This is a genomic window from Pseudomonas peradeniyensis (genome assembly GCF_014268935.2).
In the GTDB taxonomy this organism is placed as follows: Bacteria; Pseudomonadota; Gammaproteobacteria; order Pseudomonadales; family Pseudomonadaceae; genus Aquipseudomonas; species Aquipseudomonas peradeniyensis.
Map to the genome: position 1 here is coordinate 340,535 of NZ_JABWRJ020000004.1, position 20,398 is coordinate 360,932.

General features: G+C 67.4%; 17 protein-coding genes. 9 read left to right on the forward strand and 8 right to left on the reverse strand.

The features are described from left to right. Positions 1-82: 82 nt before the first annotated feature. The gene (locus tag HU751_RS21750) at positions 83-994 is read left to right on the forward strand and encodes a LysR family transcriptional regulator (protein WP_186733163.1); all 912 of its coding nucleotides are present in this window, start codon (positions 83-85) and stop codon (positions 992-994) included. Here the strand turns inward: HU751_RS21750 and HU751_RS21755 are convergent. Then, positions 975-1,895 (reverse strand): LysR substrate-binding domain-containing protein, encoded by a 921-nt coding sequence (locus HU751_RS21755; protein ID WP_186733161.1) that lies wholly within the window; start codon positions 1,893-1,895, stop codon positions 975-977. The two genes, HU751_RS21750 and HU751_RS21755, sit on opposite strands and share 20 nt — an antisense overlap. A gap of 189 nt (positions 1,896-2,084) precedes the next feature. On the opposite strand from HU751_RS21755, the gene HU751_RS21760 reads away from it, so the two are divergent. From HU751_RS21760 to HU751_RS21780, 5 genes are all read left to right on the forward strand, one after another. Continuing rightward, the gene (locus HU751_RS21760; protein WP_186733159.1) at positions 2,085-2,861 is read left to right on the forward strand and encodes a YqcI/YcgG family protein; all 777 of its coding nucleotides are present in this window, start codon (positions 2,085-2,087) and stop codon (positions 2,859-2,861) included. A 2-nt stretch (positions 2,862-2,863) separates the two neighbouring features. After that, entirely contained in the window at positions 2,864-3,496 is a 633-nt protein-coding gene (locus HU751_RS21765; RefSeq protein ID WP_186733158.1) for a LysE family translocator, read from the forward strand. A gap of 26 nt (positions 3,497-3,522) precedes the next feature. Then, complete coding sequence (locus tag HU751_RS21770) at positions 3,523-4,623, forward strand: hypothetical protein (RefSeq protein ID WP_225933366.1); 1,101 nt, start codon at positions 3,523-3,525, stop codon at positions 4,621-4,623. 91 nt (positions 4,624-4,714) lie between these two features. After that, positions 4,715-5,440, forward strand: coding sequence for a sel1 repeat family protein (locus HU751_RS21775; protein ID WP_186733156.1), 726 nt, complete (start codon positions 4,715-4,717; stop codon positions 5,438-5,440). Between the two features lie 127 nt (positions 5,441-5,567). Next, entirely contained in the window at positions 5,568-6,065 is a 498-nt protein-coding gene (locus tag HU751_RS21780; RefSeq protein WP_186733155.1) for an HvfX family Cu-binding RiPP maturation protein, read from the forward strand. A 72-nt stretch (positions 6,066-6,137) separates the two neighbouring features. Here HU751_RS21780 and HU751_RS21785 read toward each other — a convergent pair whose 3' ends face one another. The 3 genes from HU751_RS21785 to HU751_RS21795 form a co-directional block, all read right to left on the reverse strand. Continuing rightward, positions 6,138-9,284, reverse strand: a complete 3,147-nt coding sequence (locus HU751_RS21785) for an efflux RND transporter permease subunit (protein ID WP_186733154.1) — start codon at positions 9,282-9,284, stop codon at positions 6,138-6,140. 15 nt (positions 9,285-9,299) lie between these two features. Further along, positions 9,300-10,496, reverse strand: a complete 1,197-nt coding sequence (locus HU751_RS21790) for an efflux RND transporter periplasmic adaptor subunit (protein WP_186733152.1) — start codon at positions 10,494-10,496, stop codon at positions 9,300-9,302. A gap of 105 nt (positions 10,497-10,601) precedes the next feature. Continuing rightward, a complete protein-coding gene (locus HU751_RS21795) occupies positions 10,602-11,804 on the reverse strand; it encodes a TolC family protein (RefSeq protein WP_186733151.1) in 1,203 nt (400 codons plus the stop codon). 347 nt (positions 11,805-12,151) lie between these two features. Between HU751_RS21795 and HU751_RS21800 the strand changes: the two genes are divergently transcribed. From HU751_RS21800 to HU751_RS21810, 3 genes are all read left to right on the forward strand, one after another. Then, positions 12,152-13,372 carry a putative DNA modification/repair radical SAM protein gene (locus HU751_RS21800; protein WP_186733149.1) on the forward strand — a complete coding sequence of 407 codons (1,221 nt, stop codon included), beginning with the start codon at positions 12,152-12,154 and terminating at the stop codon, positions 13,370-13,372. After that, positions 13,369-14,232: a TIGR03915 family putative DNA repair protein gene (locus HU751_RS21805; protein ID WP_186733147.1), complete on the forward strand. Its 864-nt coding sequence runs from the start codon at positions 13,369-13,371 to the stop codon at positions 14,230-14,232. The genes HU751_RS21800 and HU751_RS21805 overlap by 4 nt, the downstream gene beginning before the upstream one ends. A 106-nt stretch (positions 14,233-14,338) precedes the next feature. After that, positions 14,339-16,504: a TonB-dependent siderophore receptor gene (locus tag HU751_RS21810; RefSeq protein WP_186733145.1), complete on the forward strand. Its 2,166-nt coding sequence runs from the start codon at positions 14,339-14,341 to the stop codon at positions 16,502-16,504. Positions 16,505-16,535: 31 nt separating this feature from the next. On the opposite strand, the gene HU751_RS21815 is transcribed toward HU751_RS21810, so the two are convergent. From HU751_RS21815 to HU751_RS21830, 4 genes are read right to left on the reverse strand one after another with little or no spacing between them, the layout of a single operon-like run. Then, a complete protein-coding gene (locus HU751_RS21815; protein ID WP_110733787.1) occupies positions 16,536-17,291 on the reverse strand; it encodes an ABC transporter permease in 756 nt (251 codons plus the stop codon). Then, positions 17,291-18,496, reverse strand: a complete 1,206-nt coding sequence (locus tag HU751_RS21820) for an ABC transporter substrate-binding protein (protein WP_186733143.1) — start codon at positions 18,494-18,496, stop codon at positions 17,291-17,293. The genes HU751_RS21815 and HU751_RS21820 overlap by 1 nt, the downstream gene beginning before the upstream one ends. Then, positions 18,483-19,304 carry an ABC transporter ATP-binding protein gene (locus HU751_RS21825; protein ID WP_186733141.1) on the reverse strand — a complete coding sequence of 274 codons (822 nt, stop codon included), beginning with the start codon at positions 19,302-19,304 and terminating at the stop codon, positions 18,483-18,485. Before HU751_RS21825 ends, HU751_RS21820 begins: the two co-directional genes overlap by 14 nt. Next, positions 19,301-20,365, reverse strand: coding sequence for an acyl-CoA dehydrogenase family protein (locus HU751_RS21830; protein WP_186733140.1), 1,065 nt, complete (start codon positions 20,363-20,365; stop codon positions 19,301-19,303). Before HU751_RS21830 ends, HU751_RS21825 begins: the two co-directional genes overlap by 4 nt. Positions 20,366-20,398 lie beyond the last annotated feature (33 nt).

Sequence of the window (20,398 nt, forward strand, 5' to 3'; positions counted from 1 at the left end):
GGTGCGCTGCTGGGGCATTACGGAAAAAGCCGGGTACAATTCCAGTCAGCCAGGACATCAATGTCCGCAATCGGAGCGCAACATGGACAGCCTCAGCGGCTTCATGGTCTTCAACCGGGTCGCCGAGACCCGCAGTTTCGTCGCCGCCGGCCAGTCGCTGGGGATCAGCGCCTCCGCCGTGGGCAAGCGCGTGGCGCGGCTGGAGGAACGCCTGGGCGTGCGCCTGTTCCACCGCAGCACGCGCAGCATCACCCTGACCGCCGAGGGCACGCTGTTCCTCGAACGCAGCCGGCGCATCCTCGCCGAAATCGAAGCCACCGAGCAGGAACTGTCCCAGGCCAGCGGCGCGCCTCGCGGCCGTCTGCGGGTGAGCCTGCCACAGGTGACCGGGCTGGTGATGCCGGCGCTGGCCGAGTTCATGGCGCGCTACCCCGAGATCGAACTGGACCTGGACTTCAGTGACCGCATGGTGGACATCGTCGGCGAAGGTTTCGACGTGGTGATGCGCGGTGGCCAGCCGCTGGACTCGCGGCTCAACGCCAAGTTCCTCGGGCACTTCCAGCATCACCTGGTGGCGTCCCCCGAATACCTGCGCAAGCGCGGCACGCCGCAGCATCCCCGCGAACTGGCCGGGCACAGCTGCCTGCACTACCGTTTCCCCAGCAGCGGCAAGCTTGAAACCTGGCCGCTGCGCCGGGAGCACCCCGAGCAGGACTACGCGATTCCCATCTCGATGGTCTGCAACCACGTCGAGACGCGCATCTGCTTCGCCCTCAACCACCGCGGCATCACCTGCCTGCCGGACTTCAGCGTGCGCAAGGAACTGGCGGCAGGCAGCCTGGTGAGCGTGCTCGACAGCTTCATGGAGCGGCGCGGCAGCTTCTACCTGCTGTGGCCATCGGGTCGGCAGATGCCACCCAAGCTGCGAGTGTTCATCGACTTCATGCTCGAACGCGTGCTGCCCGCCACCGACCTCAGCCGTACAGGTAGCTGATGTCCTTGTGCGACAACACCGGCACCTGCGCCACCAGGTAGTCGCGCAGCTTGTGCATCTGGTGGGCCTTGGGGCTGGCCTTGAGCCAGGTCATGTAGTAGCCGTCGCCGGTGGCCACCGCGTGGGGGAACGGCGTGACCAGGTTGCCCGCGGCCAGGTCGGCACTGGCCAGCACCAGGTCGACCACCGAGATACCCAGGCCCTGCTGGGCGGCCGAGATGCCCTGGTCGAGGGTATCGAACACCTGGCCCTGGTCGATGCTGATGTCCAGCGCGTCCATGCGCGCCAGCCAACGCCGCCAGTCACGGCGGTCCGGCGAGGGGTGGAGGAACTCGCAGCCGGAGAGCACCGACAGCTCCGGCCGGGCCTGCTCGAGGTAGCTCGGGTGACACACCGGGATCAGCCATTCATCGAACAGCTTCAGGCTCTCCACGTCTGCCGGGAAGCGCCCGTTGCCGAGCAGGATGGCGCAGTCATAGGGTTCGGAATAGAAGTCCACCGCGTCGATGTCCATCCACACGCTGGACAGTTGCACCGAGCAGCTGTTGTCGACCCGCTTGAAGCCGTCCAGGGCCCTGAGCAGCCAGCGCACGGTGAGCGTGGACGGCGCCTTGAGGCGCACGCCATAGCGGTCCTGGCGCAACAGCGCGCAGGCGTTCTCGATGATCTTGAAGCCGACCTTGAGTTCCTGGGCCAGCAGCCGGCCGTGCTCGGTCAGGCGCAGCTTGGGGCCGCGGCGCTCGAACAGATCGCAGCCGAACAGGGCTTCGAGGGTCTTGATGTGGTGGCTGACCGCGCCCTGGGTCAGGGCCAGTTCCTGGGCCGCGCGGGTAAAGGAGCCGTAGCGCGAGGCCACTTCGAAGGCGCGCAGGGCGTGCAAGGCTTGAATCCGTTCCGACATGGCGCCTTCCAGAGCATGAGTGAAGCTAATAGTAGGTCATAGATCCAGGCGTTTTACAACGCGGGAACCATCTCGGAAAATGCCGGTAAATAACAATTAAATATAGCAAACCGGCTGAGATGTAACGAAAACGATCTATTGAACGAGAAGTCCTACTAAACACTGCATACGGATATGCCTGGGGAAATCATGTTTACGGGTTATGGAAACTGCTACCGCCTGGATGCGCTGGAGCTCGCCGATGAACATGTCCAGAACCGCCACCACTGGACGCACAAGACCATAGAACACTTCAAGGAAACCCTCGCCAACCCCGACTTCCCGTGCCTGTTCGGGCGCAAGGCGGTCAATGCGCGCACCTGCCATATCGTCTTCGCCCGTGCCGATCGGCTGGCCGACGATATCGCCCGGGGCCTGGGCGACTACATCCGCACCATCGAACCGATTCCGCTCAAGCAGCGCATCGGCAACCCGCTGATGGTGTTCCTCGAAACGGCGCCCGACACAACGCTGCAGGCGCAGCAGGCACTGGCGTGGGATGTGCTGAACCAGGTCCATGCACGCGACCCGCAGCCCTGGCCCGAAGAGGTACCGCAGGACCCGCACGACACGCGCTGGTCGTTCTGCTTCGCCGGCATGCCGCTGTTCATCAACATGAGCTTCCCCGCCCACCGCTTGATGAAAAGCCGCAACCTGGGCCGGCACATCGCCTTCGTCATCAACCCGCGGGAAAGCTTCGACGAGGTCGCCAGCGCCAGCACCGAAAGCGGCCAGCGCATCCGTGCACGCATCCGCGATCGGGTGCGCCACTACAACAACGGCGTCATGCCCGACACCCTGGGCTTCTTCGGCCAGGACGACAACTTCGAATGGAAGCAGTACCAACTGCAGGAGCCCGGTTCGCCGAGCCCGGCGCGCTGCCCGTTCCATGCCCACGCAACCGCTGCAACCCTCACCGAGAACTGATCGTGAATACCGCACTGACCGCCACCTACGCCCTCACCGTCCTGCTGCTGATCGCCACGCCCGGTCCGGTGGTGGCCCTGATCGTCAACACCGCCGCCGCCTCGGGCTCGCGCAAGGCCCTGTTCACCGCGGTCGGCACCAACTGGGCTTCGCTGGTGCTGATCGGCGCGGCCGCCTGGATCATTCTCACCAGCGCGGCCATCGACAAGACCTGGCTCAGCGCCATGAGCCTGCTGGGCTGCCTGTTCATCGGCTATATCGCCCTGGGCACCCTGCGCGAGGCGCTGCAGGCCCCGGTCGACAGCGCCCCGAAGGCCCCGACCAGCACGCAACCAGGCCGTGGCGGCCTGCTGCAGGGCTTCATGGTCGGCATCTCCAACCCCAAGGACATCATCTTCTTCATTGCCTTCTTCCCGCAGTTCATCCAGATCACCGAGTCGTTCGGCAAGAGCATGGTGGTGCTGTCGCTGTTGTGGATCGCCATCGATTTCGCCGTGCTCAGCCTGTACATCTTCGCCATCGGCAAGATCGCCTCGCCGCGCAGCAACCGTGTGATCAGCCTGGCCTCGGGCGTCGCCCTGCTGCTGATCGCCGCCGTCGGCCTGGCCTACAACCTCAAGGAGCTGGCCGCCTGAGCCAATCCCGAAAAGAAGGAGCGCCCATGACCCCGATCGACCCCGCCGCCACCGGCAGCATGGGCACATCCGACCCCCTGGCGCAGGATTACCAGCGTTTCCTGCAGTTGGGCAGCCGCCGCGCGCCGCACACGCTGTACGTGCACGAGCGCGGCTATCGCTCCGGCACCATCAACACCGATGCCCTGGGAATGCGCTACAGCCATTGCGCCGGCAAGCGCTTCTCGGTGGCCGAGCGCGGTGGCGCGGCGCGGGTCAACCTGCTGGTGGGCGGCTCAACCGCCATGGGCATCGGCGCCAGCTCCGACGAGCACACCGTGGCCTCCTACCTGTCGGTACTGACTGGCGAGATCTGGCTGAGCCTTGCCGGTTGCGGCCTGAACGCCACCCAGGAATTGCTGATGTTCCTCACCCATCAGCACCGTTTCGGCCAGATCGGTCACGTGGTGGTACTCAGCGGCCTGAACACGCTGGCCCAGGAGGCCCTCGCCGAGGTCCTCGCCGGCGCGCAGGACCCGCACCGGGCACAGGCCTACCAGGATTTCCTAAATCGTTTCAACGAAGGCGTTCAGGCCCCCGGCGAGGTGCGCCGCGAATCGTTCTGGCAACGCCTGGGCCAGCTCCTGGCGCCGGCCCGGGAGGCACACTGGCCGCCAGTGGAACCGCTATCGAGCCCGGACAAGCGCCTGATCCGCGCCGCCGATGCCGTGGGCCGCACCCTGCGCCAGTGGGACCGCCTGCTGGCGGACGGCCACACCACCCTCACCTTCATCCTGCAACCGCTGCTGCCCTGGTGCCGCGAGGCATTGCCCAGGGCGGAACAGGCCATGCTCGGCAAGCTTGAGCGCCAGCCGTCGAATTTCGACCGCCTGCTCGGCGACACCTTCGACAGCCAGCTGCACATGGCCTTCTTCCGCCGCATCAAGAGTCAGGCCGACCCGGTCCCCTGCTACGACATGAACAGCATGCTCAGCAGTTCGCCAGTGTTCGCCGAGCACCTGTTCGTCGACCGCCTGCACTTCAATGATTTGGGTAACAACGCACTGGCCAAGGTGATCACCGCCAAGCTGGGGCTGGCCCAGGAAAGACAGGCCCTGCGCAAGGTCGCGCCGATAAAGCTGGTCTGATGAGCGGACACCGGGCTTTCGGGGAAGGCACGCGGACGGATAGAATAGGCCGTCGTCGCTCCTGATTCGCCCGAGGCACCGTGTAACTGCCATGACCATTCCCGCCGTCCCCTCGCTTCTGGCCCGTCCACGCGCCTGTCTGGTCGCGTCGTTGCCGTTGCTGCTGGCCGCCACAGGCGCCCAGGCCCTGGACGTGAACATCGACCCCCATGCCGACCTGCTCTATCGCCAGGCATTGCCGCTGCTCGAGCAGGCTGACAGCCAGGACGACGGCGCCAGCCCGCTGCGCACCGCCGGCGGCGACCCCGAGCTCAGCCGCCAAGGCCAGGCGATGGCCCACACGCTGCCAACGGCGGTGGCGCTGCTGAAGAGGTCCGTGGCCCTCGGCCACCCGGTGGCGCAGTACCGCCTGGCGCTGTACTACACCACCTATCTGCCGGCAGGACAGATCGCCGAGGCCGCCTGCCCGTTGCTGGAAGCCAGCCTCAAGCAAGGCTTCGCCCCGCCTGCACTGGCCATCGCCCACTGGTGTTCACCGTACAATGCCAGCCCCGCCTACCGCGAGGCCCTGGAGGCGGTCCCCAGCATGGCCACCCTGTACGCCGCCTACTACCCCCAGCCGGCCACCCGCCTGGCGTGCAGCCGCACCCGCCCGCAAGGCCTGCAAATGCAGTGGGGGCGCCAGCGCGACTACCAGGCCGAGATCTACCGGCTGCTCGGTGAGCTCGACCCCCGCCAGCGCCAGGCCTTCCTGCAGAAGGCGGTGGAGATCAACGGCTGCGCGGCGGCGCAACAGCGCCTGACCAGCAACCGCTAAGCCTCGCTACACAGCGATACATAAACCCATCGCTCCCGACACACTGCCGATACCCCACCTGCGCACACTCCCGCCACGACAGCGCGACGGCATCCCGCCGTTGCCGCCTACACCGGGAAGCCTGCCCATGAAAGTCCTGCCCCTGTCCGCTGACGGGAAGCTGTTCAACACCCTCGACCACACCGGCAACTGGAGCGCCGACCTGCCGCTGCGCCTGTTCCTGGCCTGGGAGTTCTTCGAATCGGGCCTGGAGAAGTTCAACGGCGCCAACTGGTTCGCCGACCTGCAAGGCAGTTTTCCGTTCCCGTTCAACCTGCTGCCGGCGGACCTCAACTGGCAGCTGTCGATGTGGGCCGAATTGATCTGCCCGCTGCTCCTGCTGTTGGGGCTCGGTACCCGGCTGGCCTCGGCGGTGCTGATGGTGGTGACGGTGGTGGCGATTGCCGCGGTGCACTGGCCGAGCCAGTGGTCGAGCCTGGCGGAACTGGGACGGGGGTATGCGATCACCGACCAGGGCTTTGGCAACTTCAAGCTGCCGCTGATCTACCTGGTGGCGTTGTTGCCGTTGCTGTTGAAGGGGGCTGGAAGATTGAGCCTGGATCACTGGCTGTGGCGGCGGCGCTAAAACCATCGCGGGGCATGCCCGCTCCCACGAAGCGACACCTTCGTGGGAGCGGGCTTGCCCCGCGATAGGGCCCTACGCTACCCCTGGTTCATCCCGCCGATGCGCCCACTGATACAACGCCGGCAACACCAGCAAGGTCAGCGCCGTCGACGACAGGATCCCACCGATCACCACCGTCGCCAGTGGTCGCTGCACCTCGGCGCCGGTGCCGGTGGCCAAGGCCATGGGAATGAACCCCAGCGACGCCACCAGCGCGGTCATCAGCACCGGCCGCAGGCGGGTCAACGCGCCCTCTTCCACTGCCGCGCGCAGGCCCCGGCCTTCCTCGCGCAGGTTGCGAATGAAGGCAATCATCACCAGGCCGTTGAGCACCGCCACGCCCGACAACGCGATAAAGCCCACCCCCGCCGAGATCGACAGCGGGATATCCCGCAGCCACAGCGCCAACACCCCGCCGGTCAAGGCGAAGGGGATGCCGGTGAACACCAGCAGGCCATCCTTGAGGTTGTTGAACATCATCAGCAGCAAGGCCATGACCAGCAGCAGCGACACCGGCACCACTACCCGCAGGCGCTCGGCCGCCGACTGCAGCTGCTCGAACTGGCCACCCCAGCGGGTCCAGTAACCCGGTGGGATCTGCACCTGGTCGATCAGCGTCTGCGAAGCCTGTTCGACGAACGAACCCAGGTCACGCCCACGCACGTTGGCACTGACCACCACCACGCGCTTGCCATCCTCGCGGCTGATCTGGTTGGGGCCCAGCTGCAGGTTCAGGGTGGCCACCTGCGACAGCGGGATGAAACCGATCTGCGAGGCACCGGCGGCGGCGCTGGCCGGCACCGGGATGAGCAGGCTGGCCAAGCCGTCGACATCGGTGCGCAGCGCCTCCGACAGGCGCACCACCATGTCGAAACGGCGGTCGCCTTCGTACAGGGTGCCGGCAGTGCGCCCCCCCACGGCGATGGCGATGGCGTCCTGCACGTCGCCCACGTTCAGGCCGTAACGGGCCGCCTTGTCACGGTCGATATCGATGGTCAGCACCGGCAAGCCGGTGGTCTGCTCGACCTTCACCTCGGAGGCTCCCGGCACCTGCTGCAGGCTGGCGGCGATCTGCGCGGCGGTACGGTTGAGCACCTCCATGTCGTCGCCGAACACCTTTACCGCGACATCGCTGCGCACCCCGGAGATCAGCTCGTTGAAGCGCAGCTGGATCGGCTGCGACAGCTCGTAGTTGCTGCCCGGCACGCTGGCGGCGGCGCGCTGCACCTCGGCGATCAGCTCATCGCGCGGCTTGCCCGGGTCCTGCCATTGCTCGCGGGGCTTGAGCATCACATAGGCATCGGAGATGTTCGGTGGCATCGGGTCGGAGGCGATCTCGGCGGTGCCGGTACGGGCGAACACCCGCTCGACTTCCGGCACCTGGGCGATGATGGTCTTCTCCAGGCGCTGCTGCATGTCCACCGACTGCGACAGGCTGGTGCCCGGTACACGCAGGGCCTGCAGGGCGAAATCACCCTCGCTCAGGCTGGGGATGAACTCGCTGCCCATGCGGCTGGCCAGCACGCCGGACAACAGCACAAGGGTGGCGGCGCCGGCAAAGGCCAGGTTGCGCCGGCCCAGCACCCAGTCCAGCACCGGGGCGTAGCGGCGGCGGGCGGTGCGCATGACCACACCCTCCTCCTCCTTCACCTTGCCGGTGACGAACAGCGCCAGGGCCGCCGGCACGAAGGTCACCGAAAGGATCATCGCCCCCAGCAGCGCCATCACCACGGTGAACGCCATGGGGTGGAACATCTTGCCCTCGACCCCGGTCAGGGCAAAGATCGGCAGGTACACCACCATGATGATCAACTGCCCGTAGATCAGCGGTCGACGTGCCTCGCGGGCGGCGGCGAACACTTCGTGGAAGCGCTCGGAGCGGGTCAGCATGCGCCCATGATGCTGCTGGGCATGGGCCAGGCGGCGGATGGCGTTCTCGACGATCACCACCGCGCCGTCGACGATGATGCCGAAGTCCAGCGCGCCCAGGCTCATCAGGTTGGCGCTGACCTTGTTGCTGAACATGCCGGTGAAGGTGAACAGCATCGACAACGGGATAACCATGGCGGTGATCAGTGCCGCGCGGATGTTGCCCAGGAACAGGAACAATACGGCGATGACCAGGATCGCGCCTTCGATGAGGTTCTTCTTCACCGTGGCGATGGCTTTTTCCACCAGGTTGGTGCGGTCGTAGACGGTGATCGCCACCACGCCCTTGGGCAGGCTGCGGTTGATCTCCTCGAGCTTGGCCGCTACCGCCTGGGATACCGTGCGGCTGTTCTCGCCGATCAGCATGAACACCGTGCCCAGCACCACCTCGCGACCATTCTCGGTGGCCGCGCCCGAGCGCAGTTCCTGGCCCAGGCCGACCTGGGCGACATGGCTGACGCGAATCGGCGTGCCATCGACGCTGGAGATGACGATGTTGGCGATGTCCTCGGCCGAGGCCACCTGGCCCGGGGCGCGGATCAGCAACTGCTCGCCGTTGCGCTCGATGTAGCCGGCGCCGACGTTGGCGTTGTTGCGCTCGAGCGCCGCGACCAGGTCGTTGAGGGTCAGCTTGTAGGCCGCCAGGCGCTTGGGCTCGGGGGCGATCAGGTACTGCTTGGCATGGCCGCCGATGCTGTTCACCTCGGCCACGCCCGGCACGTTGCGCAGCTGCGGCTTGATGATCCAGTCCTGGATCACCCGCAGGTCAGTGGCGGTATAGGCCGTGCCATCGTCCTTCAGCGCGCCCTCCTTGGCCTCGACCGTCCACAGGAAGATCTCGCCAAGACCGGTGGAGATCGGCCCCATGGCCGCCTCGATGCCTTCGGGCAACTGCTCGCGAGCCACCTGCAGGCGCTCGTTGACCAGCTGGCGGGCAAAGAAGATGTCGGTGCCGTCATCGAAGATCACCGTCACCTGGGACAACCCCGAGCGCGACAGCGAGCGGGTCTGCTTGAGGCCCGGCAGGCCGGCCATGGCGGTCTCGATGGCGAAGGTGATGCGCTGCTCGGTCTCCAGCGGCGAGTAGCCGGGCGCGGCGGTGTTGATCTGCACCTGCACGTTGGTGATGTCGGGCACGGCGTCGATGGGCAGCTTCTGGTAGCTGTGGATGCCCACGGCGGCCATCAGCACCACGGCGAGCATCACCACCAGGCGTTGCTCGATGGCGAACTGGATAAGACGTTCGAACATGAATGGCGTCCCCGGTCAGTGGCTGTGTTCAGCCGAGCCTTTGCCCAGCTCGGACTTGAGGACGAAGCTGCCGGCGGCGGCAACCACGGTGCCGGCGGCCAGCCCTTCGCGCACTTCCACCTGGCCGGCGTCGCGACGCCCGGTCTTCACCGGGCGGGCCTCAAAGCCCTCGTCGGTGCGGGCGAACACCACGGTCTGCTCTTCCCAGGTCTGCAGGGCGCTTTCCGGCACCACCACGGCGGCGTCGAAACGCTCGACGGTGACCGCGATGTTGACAAACAGCCCGGGGCGCCAGGCGCCATTGGGGTTGGCCAGGGTGGCGCGCACGGTGGCGGCGCGGTTCTGCTCGCCGAGCAGGCTGCCGACGTAGTTGACCTTGCCTTCCACCTGGGCACCGAGGTCCGGCGCGCTGACGGTGACGCCACGGCCGCTGACTACTTTGTCCAGGTCGCGTGGAGCAACGGCGAAGGTGGCCCAGACCCGACTGAGGTCAGACAGCGTGAAAGCGTTGCTGGTCTCGTCCACCACCTCGCCCACGGTCAGGTGCTTTTCAACCACCACCGCGTCAAACGGCGCGCGCAACTCGTAACGGTTGCCCTTGCCGGCCGGTGCCACGGCGGCGACTTTCTGCCCGGCGTTGGCGGCGGCGATCTCGGCCTCCTGCAGCGCCTGGCGGGCCTGGAGGTAGTCCTGTTCGGCGCTGATGCGCTCCTGCCACAGCTGCTTCTCGCGCTCGAAGGTCAGGCGCGCCAGTTCCAGGCGGCGCTGGGCGGCCTGCTGCTCGCTGCGCAGTTCGGAAATCTGCTGGCTGGCGATCACCGCCAGCACCTGGCCGCGCTTGACCGCCTGGCCCAGCTCGGCCTGCACCGACTCGACCACGCCGGGAACGCGGGGCACCACGTGGGCGGTGCGGTCCTCGTCGAAGCGGATCTCGCCGGGGAAGCTGATGGCGGTGCCCAGGGTGCGCGGGCCGGCGGTGGCCAGCTGCACGCCAGCGGCCTGGATCTGCTCGGCGGAGAGGTGCAGCTGGCCCTCCTCGTCGGCATGTTCCTCTGCCTTTCCTTCTTCATGGCCATGGCCTTCCTCGCCATGGTCGTCGTGCTGGGCCTGGTCGCTACCGGCCTTGCCGAGGGTGCCGGTCCAGGCCGCGCCACCGAGGCCGAGAATGGCCAGGGCAGCGGCGAGGATGGCGAGCTTGCGTGGGTTGGTCATTGTTGCTCCTGCTGGAAAAGTCGTTGCAGTTCAGGGCCCATCGCGGGGCAAGCCCGCTCCCACGGGAATGCGTGGAAGCGGGCTTGCCCCGCGATGGGTCGAGGCTCAAAGCTCGCCGTAGATCCGCTCCACCTGCGCCCGGGCATCGGTCGCCTGGGCCAGCGCCTCGAGGTACAGCCCGCGTGCCTCGATCAGCGTGCGCTGGGCATCGAGCACATCGAGGAAGGCGAACTTGCCCATCTCGAAGCCTCGGGTGGCGGTGTCCACCGCCTGCTGGGCGGCGGGCAGGATGGTGCGGTCGTAGGCCTGGACCTCACCCATGGCCGTGCCCCACTGCTCCAGGGCGCTGCGGGTTTCGCTGCGCAGGCGCAGATCCACGGCGTTGCGCAGGTCGCGGGCCTGGTCGGCGCGGCGGGCGGCGGCCAGCACATTGCCCTGGTTGCGGTCGAACAGCGGCAGCGGCATCGACAGCCCGACCACGTTGACCCGCTCACGCTCCTCGCGGCTGTACTGGCTGCCCAGGCTGACGGTCAGGTTGGGAATGCGCTGGGCCTTCTCGGAGCCGAGGCTGGCATCGCCACGCTCGATCTGCGCCGCGGCCAGGCGCCATTCGGCGGTCTGCTCGACCTTGGCCAGCAGGGGCTCGCTCTGCGGCGCCGGGCCGGGCGAGAGGTTGCTCGCGTCGAGCCGCTCGAAGCGGGCCTCGGCACTGCCCGTCAGGCGCGCCAGGGCCTGGTTGGCGACGCCACGTTCGGTGCGCGCCCGACGCACCGCTGCCTCGGCCTGGGCCAGCTGGACCTGGGCACGGGTGGCCTCCACCGGCGAGGACTGCCCGGCCCGCACCCGCCCTTCCACCACCCGCAGGCCGCGTTCGGTCAGCGCCTGCGACTGTTGTGCCAGATCCAGCGCGGTCTGTGCCCGCAAGGCGGCATGGAAGGCCTGGATCACATCGGCGCGCAGGCTGTTGCGCTGGCGTTCGAGCTCCAGCCGGGCGATCGCCTGGCCGGCCTCGGCGACTTCGATCCGCGCGCCGCGCTTGCCGCCCAGCTCCAGGGCCTGGCTGAGGGTCACGGTGGTGGTGCTGGTGTCGCGGCGGGTGTCCTCGACCTCCCAGGACAGCTCTGGGTTGGGGATCAGCCCGGCCTGGCGGCGCTCGCCCTCGGCGATGCCGATCTCGCGGCCGATGGCGGCGAAGTCCGGGTTCTGGGCGAAGGCGGCGTCGAGCGCCTGGTCCAGGCTCAGGCCCTGGGCACCGGCGGGGCCGGCCAGCAACAGGCAGAGCAAGGCGATCTTGCGGGGGATGGGCACGGCGGAAGTCCTCGTCGACAAGCGGCGGAATGCTTTGGCGAGGGACTTTAGGCAGGGGTGGTTATCGGGGGGGTGGCGGGAAGATTACAATTTTGTAATCAGGGATGCCGAGGGTGGATCGCCTTGAAATGAGGGTCTTTCAGGGTGTTCGGCGACAGGGTTGCAGCGCCTGTGAGATCGAGCGCCGCCCGCGCGGCGCATCGCGGCGCAAGGCCGCTCCTACATCTGTTTCGGGCCAGTTACTCCTGTGAGGGTACCGCTGCCCGCCTCGAAAGCCACCTGCAAACACTTGCCAGCAGGTCAATGTCGAAATACTGTATGCATAAACAGTTAAATCGGACCACCCCATGCAGCTCATCGCCAAGCTCGGCATCCTCGCCGACGCCGCCAAGTACGACGCGTCCTGCGCCAGCAGCGGCGCCCCCAAGCGCAGCTCCCGTGGTCGCGACGGCCTCGGCGCCACCGACGGCATGGGCATCTGCCACAGCTACACCCCCGACGGGCGCTGCGTGTCGCTGCTCAAGGTACTGCTGACCAACTTCTGCCTGTACGACTGCCAGTACTGCGTCAACCGCCGCTCCAGCAACGTGCCGCGGGCGCGCTTCAGCCCCGAGGAAGTGGTGCGCCTGACCTTGGACTTCTACCGGCGCAACTGCATCAGCGGCCTTTTTCTCAGCTCCGGCATCATCCGCTCGGCCGACTACACCATGGAGCAGTTGATCCGGGTGGCCAGCCTGCTGCGCGAGGAGCATGGCTTTCGCGGCTACATCCACCTCAAGACCATCCCCGACGCCGATCCGTTGCTGATCGAGGAAGCCGGGCGCCTGGCCGACCGCCTGAGCGTGAACATCGAGCTGCCCACCGACGCCAGCCTCGAACGCCTGGCCCCGGAAAAACGCGCCAGCACCATCCGCCAGGCCATGAGCGTGATCCACCACGGCCAGCAGGCCGTCGCCGGTGAACCACGGGCACCCCGCTTCACCCCCGCCGGGCAGAGCACCCAGGTCATCGTCGGCGCCGACGCCACCGACGACAGCGCCCTGCTGCGCAACGCCGAGTCGCTGTACCAGGGCTATGGCCTCAGGCGCGTCTACTACTCCGCCTTCAGCCCGATCCCCGACAGCCCGTCCAGCGTGCCCCTGGCCGCCCCGCCGCTGCTGCGCGAACACCGCCTGTACCAGGCCGACTTCCTCCTGCGCGGCTACGGCTACAAGGCCGGCGAGCTGCTGGGCGAAACCGGCAACCTGGCCCTGGACATCGACCCCAAGCTGGCCTGGGCGCTGGCCAACCGCGAAGTATTCCCACTCGACGTCAACCGCGCCGAGCCAGCCCTGCTGGCGCGCATCCCCGGCATTGGCCTGCGCAGCGTGCAGCGCCTGGTGGCCCTGCGTCGCGAGCGGCGCATCCGCTACGACGACCTGATCCAGTTGCGCTGCGTGCTGGACAAGGCCCGCCCGTTCATCGTCACCAGCGACTACCGCCCGGCCCAGGCCGAGCTGCGCAGCGGCCTGCTGCGCGCCCGCCTGCGCGAACCCCAGGCACCGGTGCAGATGGGCCTGTGGGGATGATCGCGCTGGACTGCGGCGATGACTTCGCCACGTGGCGCGACCAGGCGCGGCAACTGCTCGGCCATGGCATCGACCCGGCCACGGTGACCTGGGGCCAGGCGCGAATGGACGACCTGCTGGCCGTGCCCACGCCCCTGCCCGCCGGCACCGGTCCGTTCCGCGCCCGCGTGCCGGCGGCGCTGCTGGCCCAGTTGGAACAGGCCGGTCGCTACCGCGGCGAGCAACGCTGGAACCTGTTGTACGAAGTGCTGTGGCGCGTCGCCCATGGCGATCGCACCGCCATGCTCGCCGGCGACCGCCTGGGCAGCGAGATGCAGCGGCGCATCCGCCAGGTCGGCCGCGAAGCCCATCACCTGCATGCCTTCGTGCGCTTCGTGCCACTGCCCGAGGCACTGGCCGAGCAGTTGCAACTGGACCTGGTGGCCTACCACGAACCGGCCCACGACATCCTCGACAGCGCCTGCGGGCATTTTGCCGATCGCCTGGGGCGTCAGCGCTGGCTGATCGCCACGCCCCTCGATGGCGTGCGCTTCGACGGCCAGCACCTGGACTACCGACGCCAATGCCCGGAGCAATGGCGGCAGTGGGCGCGCAACGCCGAGGACCCCGATGCCGAGCTGTGGCTGGCCTACTACCGGCACGCCTTCAACCCCGCCCGGCTCAACCCCGGCGCCTTGCGCCAGCACCTGCCCGGGCGCTTCTTGCGTCACCTGCCGGAGGGCCCGCTGATCCCCGAGCTGGTCGGCCAGGCGCGACATGGCAAACAGCGCGACGGGCAGGCGCTGGAGGTCGGACGCCAGCGTGGTAAACGGATTGCCTCAGGGAGCCACTCAACCAATCCAAATGAATTGAATTTGTGAAAAATTCATCATTTTCAGCTTTGAATGCATTGTTGCAAGCCTGACAATCCGACACACTTATTGCTAATTATTCTCATAAGCACTAGCAATAAGGATAAAGCCCGGCATGTCACCGCACTTTCCCCCTCGCCGCTTCACGCCCACCCGCAACCTGCTGGCCATGGCCATCTGCATGACGACCGTCACCCCCGCGCTGGCCGAGGAGCAAGCGGCGGCCGTGATCGAGCTGGGCGCAACGGCCATCAACGACAGCAGCCTGGGCAGCACCACCGAGGGGTCGAAGTCGTACACCACCGGTTCCATGGCCACCGCCACCAAGCTGCCGCTGACCATGCGCGAAACGCCCCAGGCGGTGACCGTGATCACCCGCCAGCGCATGGACGACCAGGGCATGACCAGCATCAACGATGTGGCCCGGTACACGCCAGGGCTGTTCCTCAATCAGTCCAACGGCCCGGGCCGGCAGACCTACAAGGCCCGCGGCTTCGACGTCGACAACATCATGTACGACGGCATCCCCAGCGCCTACACCGGCTGGGTGGTCGGCGCCCAGCCCAACCTGGCGATGTTCGACCGGGTCGAGGTGGTGCGCGGCGCCACCGGCCTGGTCACCGGCGCCGGCACGCCGTCGGCGGCCATCAACCTGGTGCGCAAGCGCCCGCTGGCAGAGCAGAAAGTCACCCTCACCGGCGCCGCCGGCAGCTGGGACAACTACCGCGGCGAACTCGACGCCTCCAGCCCGCTCAACGACAGCGGCACCCTGCGCGGGCGCGTGGTGGCCTCGTACCGCGACGCCAACGGTTTCCGTGACGGACAGCAGGAAGACCACGGGCTGTTCTACGCGATCACCGAGGCCGACCTGGGCGAGGACACCACCCTGACCCTCGGCCTGTCCCACCAGAAGGACAAGACCAACGTGTTCTGGGGCGCGATCCCCACCGACCTCAATGGCCACCACCAGGACCTGCCGCGCTCGTACAACCCGGCCACCGACTGGGAGGTCAAGGACCAGGAGATCAACACCCTGTTCGCCGAGCTGCGCCAGCGCCTGGCCAACGACTGGAAGCTGCAGGTCAACGCCATCTACAGCGAACAGAACGCGCTGTTCCGCGGTTCCTACCAGTCACGCTGGGACCTGAGCAAGCCGCTGAGCCGCACGGTCTACCAATCGGCCTATGACGAGAACCAACTGGGCCTGGACACCTTCGCCAGCGGCCCGTTCGAGGCCTTCGGCCGCACCCACGAGCTGGTGGTCGGTGCCAGCAAGCGCATCTACGACATGACCGAGCGCAACTACAGCCCCTACGATCTGGACTATCCCATCGATGGCGGCAAGCCAAACTTCCTGCACACAGGCAGCAGCCGCTACCTGATCAACCAGGAAGGCGTGTACACCACCACCCGCCTGAGCCTGGCCGACCCGCTCAAGCTGATCCTCGGCGGGCGCCTGGACTGGTACGACTACGACCAGCGCGGCAGCAACGAGGGTGACTACAAGGTGACCCGCAACGTCACCCGCTACGCCGGCCTGATCTACGAGCTGGACGAGCACCACTCGCTGTACACCAGCTACACCGACATCTTCCAGCCCCAGGACAACAAGGATCCCAGCGGCACGCCGGTGCGGCCGATCGAAGGCAAGAACTACGAGGTGGGTATCAAGGGCGAGTACTTCGACGGCGCGCTCAACGCCAGCCTCGCGGTGTTCCGCATTGATCAGGAGAACCGCGCGGTCGAGGTGGACAAGAGCCTGTGCCGGGCCGGCCAGTTCGCCTGCTACGAGGCCTCCGGCGAAGTGCGCAGCCAGGGGATCGACTTCGAGCTGCAGGGCGCGTTGACCGAGCAGTGGCAGATCGGCGCCGGCTATACCTATGCCCGCGTGCACACGGTCAAGGACGCCAAGAATCCGCAGAAGGTCAACAAGCCGTTCGAATCCGACACACCGCAGCACCAGTTGAAGCTGTTCACCACCTACCACTTCCAGGGCCCGCTAGAGAAACTGCGGGTCGGTGGTGGCGTCACCTGGCAGAGCCGCATGTACAACGACTTCACCGTGGCCGACGGCAGCAGCTACCGTCTCGAGCAGGGCGCCTACGCCGTCACCGACCTGATGGCCGGCTACGCGGTCAACCAGCACCTGGACCTGCAGCTCAACGCCAACAATGTGTTCGACCGCAAGTACTACTCGTCGATCTCCAAGTCGGTGAACTATGGCGGCGATACCTTTGGCGATCCGCGCAACCTGATGCTGACGGCCAAGTACAGCTTCTGAATCCCAGGGCGCAGGGATGCGCCTCCAGGCCTCACGCATGCACCCAGCGCCGATGCAGCCCACGCGCCAGGGCATCGAGCATGAAACCCAGCACACCGATCAGCAGCACCATCGCCATCAGTTCCGAGTAGGCCAGCCGATCACGGGTATCAAGGATGAAATAGCCCAACCCGGCGCTGACCCCAAGCATTTCGCACGGCACCAGCACGATCCACAGGATGCCGATGGCCAGCCGCACGCCGGTCAGCACATGGCCGATCACCCCGGGGATGATCACCTTGCACAAGGTCTCCCAGCGCGTGGCGCTGAGGCTGCGGCTCAACTGCAGCCAGCGCGGGTCGAGCTGGCGCACCCCGGCGGCAGTGTTGAGCAGGATCGGCCACAACGCGGCGAAGGCCAGCAGGAAGTAGATCGGCTGGTCACCCACGCCCATCAGCATCACCACCACCGGCATCCACGACAGCGGTGAGATCATGCGCAGGAACTGGAACGCCGGCGTGGTCGCCGCCTCCAGATGCCGGTAGCTGCCCACCAGCAGGCCCAGCGGCACACCGATCAGCAGCGCCAGCAACAGGCCGACGAGGATGCGCTTCAAGCTCACCCAGATATGCCCGTAGACCTCGCCCTGCCCCAGCAGCTCCACCAGGCTTTGCAGCGTGGCCTGGGGCGCGAAGCGCGCCGACAGGCCATCGGCGGCGCCGAACAGGCGCACGCCCGCCCACCACAGCAACAGCAGCGCCGCCAGGCCCGCCAGGCCCAGGGCACCATGCACGACATGCCTGCGCATCAGACCGCGAACTCCTCGCTACGCTGGAAGTTCTCGGCGATGCCGAACGCGGCCGGGCCGCCCACGGCGGCGATGGCGTTACGCACGAAGCGCTCGTCCACCAGGTCGCGGGCAGTCTGCGCCGGGTCCAGGCCGGCGAGGAAATCGCTCTCGCCGACGATCAGGGTGTTCTTCAGGCGCTTGACCAGTTCCTCGGTATAGCTGGGGAACGGGTAAGGCTGGAAGTCGATGCGCTTCTCGTCCCACTGCTGGTGCTGGATCGCGCCGCTGGCGATGTAGCCGGCGCGGTCTTCGGCGGAAGGCGCCAGCACCTTGGTCAGCACCGCCGACTCGTGCGGGGTGTACTTGTTGGGGCCGGCCTTGGACAGCAGGGCTGCGGCCTCGGCACGATGCTCGCGGGTCCACTGCTGGGCCTTGACGATGGCGTTGACCACTTTCTGCGACCATTCCGGGCGATTATTCAGGTCATGCTCGTGCATGAACACCACGCAGCAGGCATGGTTGCGCCAGACATCACCGGTGAAGCGCTGCACGCGGCCGACCTTGAGGTTCTCGGCCAGGGCATTGAACGGTTCGGCGACGATATAGCCGGCGATGCGCTTGCTGGCCAGGGCCGGCGGCATGTCCGACGGCGGCAGCACCAGCAGGTTGACCTCGTTATCCGCCAGTTGCGCGTCGGCCGGCTTGGACACGGGCTTGAGGCCGTTGTCGCCGAGCATCTGCTGCAGCACCACGTTGTGAATCGAGTACCAGAACGGAATCGCCACGGTCTTGCCGCCGAGCTGCTTCATCTCGGTGATGTCCGGGGCCACGGTCAGGCCCGAGCCGCCAACGTGGTTCCAGGCCACGACCTTGGCCGGCACCTTGCTGCCATAGCGCGCCCACACGGTCATCGGCGACAGCAGGTGGATGACATTGACCTGGCCGGAGATGAACGCCTCGATCACCTGCGCCCAGCTGCGCAGCAGCACCGGGCGCTCGGCCTTGATGCCCTCGGCCTCGAACAGGCCGTTGTTGTGCGCCACCAGCAAGGGCGTGGCGTCGGTGATCGGCAGGTAGCCGATGCGCACCGGCGCGTCCGGCTCGGCGGCGGCGCGGGCCTGCAGGCTCGACAGCAGCGGCACGGCGCCGGCGGCGGTGAGCATGGCGCTCAGCTTGAGAAAATCGCGACGGGACGTCGTGGAACAGCAGTCATCCATGCACATGGACAGCCTCCGAGGGCAAGGGGGATGGAGTGGGTTCGGCTGTGCGGCTTGCCCGCCGAAGGGTTTTCAGGATCTCGATGCGCAGCGCGCCCAGTTCCTCGACCCGCTGCGCGCGCGGCTGCGGCAGGTCGATGTGCCACTGGCCGAGGGTGCGCGCCGGGTGGTTGCCCAGTAGCAGCACGCGATCGGACAGCAGCAGGGCTTCGTCGATGTCGTGGGTGATCAGCACGGCGGCGGTGTTGTGGGTGGCGATCAATTGCAGCAGCAGTTGCTGCATGTCGGCCCGGGTCACCTCGTCCAGCGCGCCGAAGGGTTCGTCCAGCAACAGCACCTCGGGCTGGCGCGCCAGGCAGCGGGCCAGTGCGGTGCGCTGGGCCATGCCGCCGGACAGCTGCGCCGGGTACTGGCCACGGGCGTGGGCCAGGCCCACCGCGTCGATGGCGTGGTCGATCCGTGCGCGCCGCTCGGCCGTCGGCAGCTTGGGCTGGCGGGCGAAGTCGAGGCCGAAGGCGACGTTCTTCTCAAGGCTCAGCCAAGGCAGCAGGCTGGGGTCCTGGAACGCCACCGCCAGGCGCGGATGCGGTCCCTGCAGCGGCTCGCCGCGCAACTGCACGCTGCCGCCACGGGCCTGCTGCAGGCCGGCCAGCACGCGCAGCAGGCTGGACTTGCCGACCCCGCTGGGGCCCAGGATGCTGACCACCTCCCCCGGCGCCAGCGTCAGGTCGAACTGTTCCAGCACCGCCTGCCAGCCACCCTCGCGCGGGTAGCCCAGGCTGATGTCGCGGGCTTCGAGTAGCACGTCGGTCATGCAGAGGCCGCCTGGCGTTGCAGCTCGGCGCGCAGCTGCACCAGGCTCGGGGTGACGATCGGCACGAACGCCGACTCGCGCCAGCGGCGGGCGAAGCCTTCGCCGTAGGCCGTCAGGTAGGCCTTGCCACCGCTGGCCTGCAACTCCAGCTGTACGGCGTCGGCGGCGCATTCGGCGAGGGTGATGCGCAGTTTGAACAAGGCGGCCGGCTGGCTCTGGAAGCGGCCGTCGAGCAGCCCCTGCTTGAGCTCGGCGACGGTGTTCTCCAGGCGCTCGGCGAGCACCTGGCGGGCCTCCTCGAGGAACGCGCCACGCCCCTGCAGGTGTGCCTGTGCCTCATCCAGGGCTCGGCGCGCCAGGCCGATGGCCATGCCGCACTGCAGCGCCAGGAATGCCGGGCGCACCTTGGGCAGGAACTCGCGGGCGTTGTCGTGCAGTAGCCAGTCACGGGCCAAGGGCACCTGGTGGAAGGCCAGCGCCGCGGTGTTGCTCGACTGCAGGCCCATCAGTTGCAGGTCGTCGGAGCGCTCCAGGCCAGGTGCGTTCGACGGGATGGCGACCACGAACGGCGCGCCACCGGCGTCATCCTCGATGGCCGCGGCCACCACGAAGCCGCGCTTGCGCAGGTTGGTCACCCAGTGCAGGCGCCCCTCCAGGTTCCAGCCGTCGCTCGCAGCGCGACCCCGCACCTGCAAGGCCTCGATCCCGGAGAGGAACTTCATGGCGTTGGACAGGCCGGTGGCCCCGGCCAGCTCGCCCTTGAGCAGGTCGGGCAGCAGCCGTTCGCACAGTGCCCGGTTGGGGCTTTGCAGCAGGTATTCGATGAAGGCGCGCTGGCCCCAGCAGACAAAGGCCGCGGCCAGCGAACGGCTGGCGATGGCGGCGATGGCCTCGACCGCCGCGCTGACGTCGCCACCCGAACCGCCCAGGGCCGGGTCGACGCCGATGCGCAGCAGTTGCGATTCGGCGATATGCGCCAGCACCAGGTGTGGATCGCACTGGCCCTGGTCGATGGCCTCGGCATTGGCATCCAGCCATTGTCGAAATGCATGGTCAAGCATGTCCCTACTCCTGTTGAAACGCCGGGCGCGCCG

Coding starts and splice junctions, on each gene's coding strand:
- HU751_RS21770 (WP_225933366.1), top strand. CDS start 3,523: ATGACCCCGATCGACCCCGCCGCCACCGGCAGCATGGGCACATCCGAC.
- HU751_RS21785 (WP_186733154.1), bottom strand. CDS start 9,284: ATGTTCGAACGTCTTATCCAGTTCGCCATCGAGCAACGCCTGGTGGTG.
- HU751_RS21755 (WP_186733161.1), bottom strand. CDS start 1,895: ATGTCGGAACGGATTCAAGCCTTGCACGCCCTGCGCGCCTTCGAAGTG.
- HU751_RS21750 (WP_186733163.1), top strand. CDS start 83: ATGGACAGCCTCAGCGGCTTCATGGTCTTCAACCGGGTCGCCGAGACC.
- HU751_RS21790 (WP_186733152.1), bottom strand. CDS start 10,496: ATGACCAACCCACGCAAGCTCGCCATCCTCGCCGCTGCCCTGGCCATT.
- HU751_RS21825 (WP_186733141.1), bottom strand. CDS start 19,304: ATGACCGACGTGCTACTCGAAGCCCGCGACATCAGCCTGGGCTACCCG.
- HU751_RS21775 (WP_186733156.1), top strand. CDS start 4,715: ATGACCATTCCCGCCGTCCCCTCGCTTCTGGCCCGTCCACGCGCCTGT.
- HU751_RS21810 (WP_186733145.1), top strand. CDS start 14,339: ATGTCACCGCACTTTCCCCCTCGCCGCTTCACGCCCACCCGCAACCTG.
- HU751_RS21760 (WP_186733159.1), top strand. CDS start 2,085: ATGTTTACGGGTTATGGAAACTGCTACCGCCTGGATGCGCTGGAGCTC.
- HU751_RS21780 (WP_186733155.1), top strand. CDS start 5,568: ATGAAAGTCCTGCCCCTGTCCGCTGACGGGAAGCTGTTCAACACCCTC.
- HU751_RS21805 (WP_186733147.1), top strand. CDS start 13,369: ATGATCGCGCTGGACTGCGGCGATGACTTCGCCACGTGGCGCGACCAG.
- HU751_RS21830 (WP_186733140.1), bottom strand. CDS start 20,365: ATGCTTGACCATGCATTTCGACAATGGCTGGATGCCAATGCCGAGGCC.
- HU751_RS21800 (WP_186733149.1), top strand. CDS start 12,152: ATGCAGCTCATCGCCAAGCTCGGCATCCTCGCCGACGCCGCCAAGTAC.
- HU751_RS21820 (WP_186733143.1), bottom strand. CDS start 18,496: ATGTGCATGGATGACTGCTGTTCCACGACGTCCCGTCGCGATTTTCTC.
- HU751_RS21815 (WP_110733787.1), bottom strand. CDS start 17,291: ATGCGCAGGCATGTCGTGCATGGTGCCCTGGGCCTGGCGGGCCTGGCG.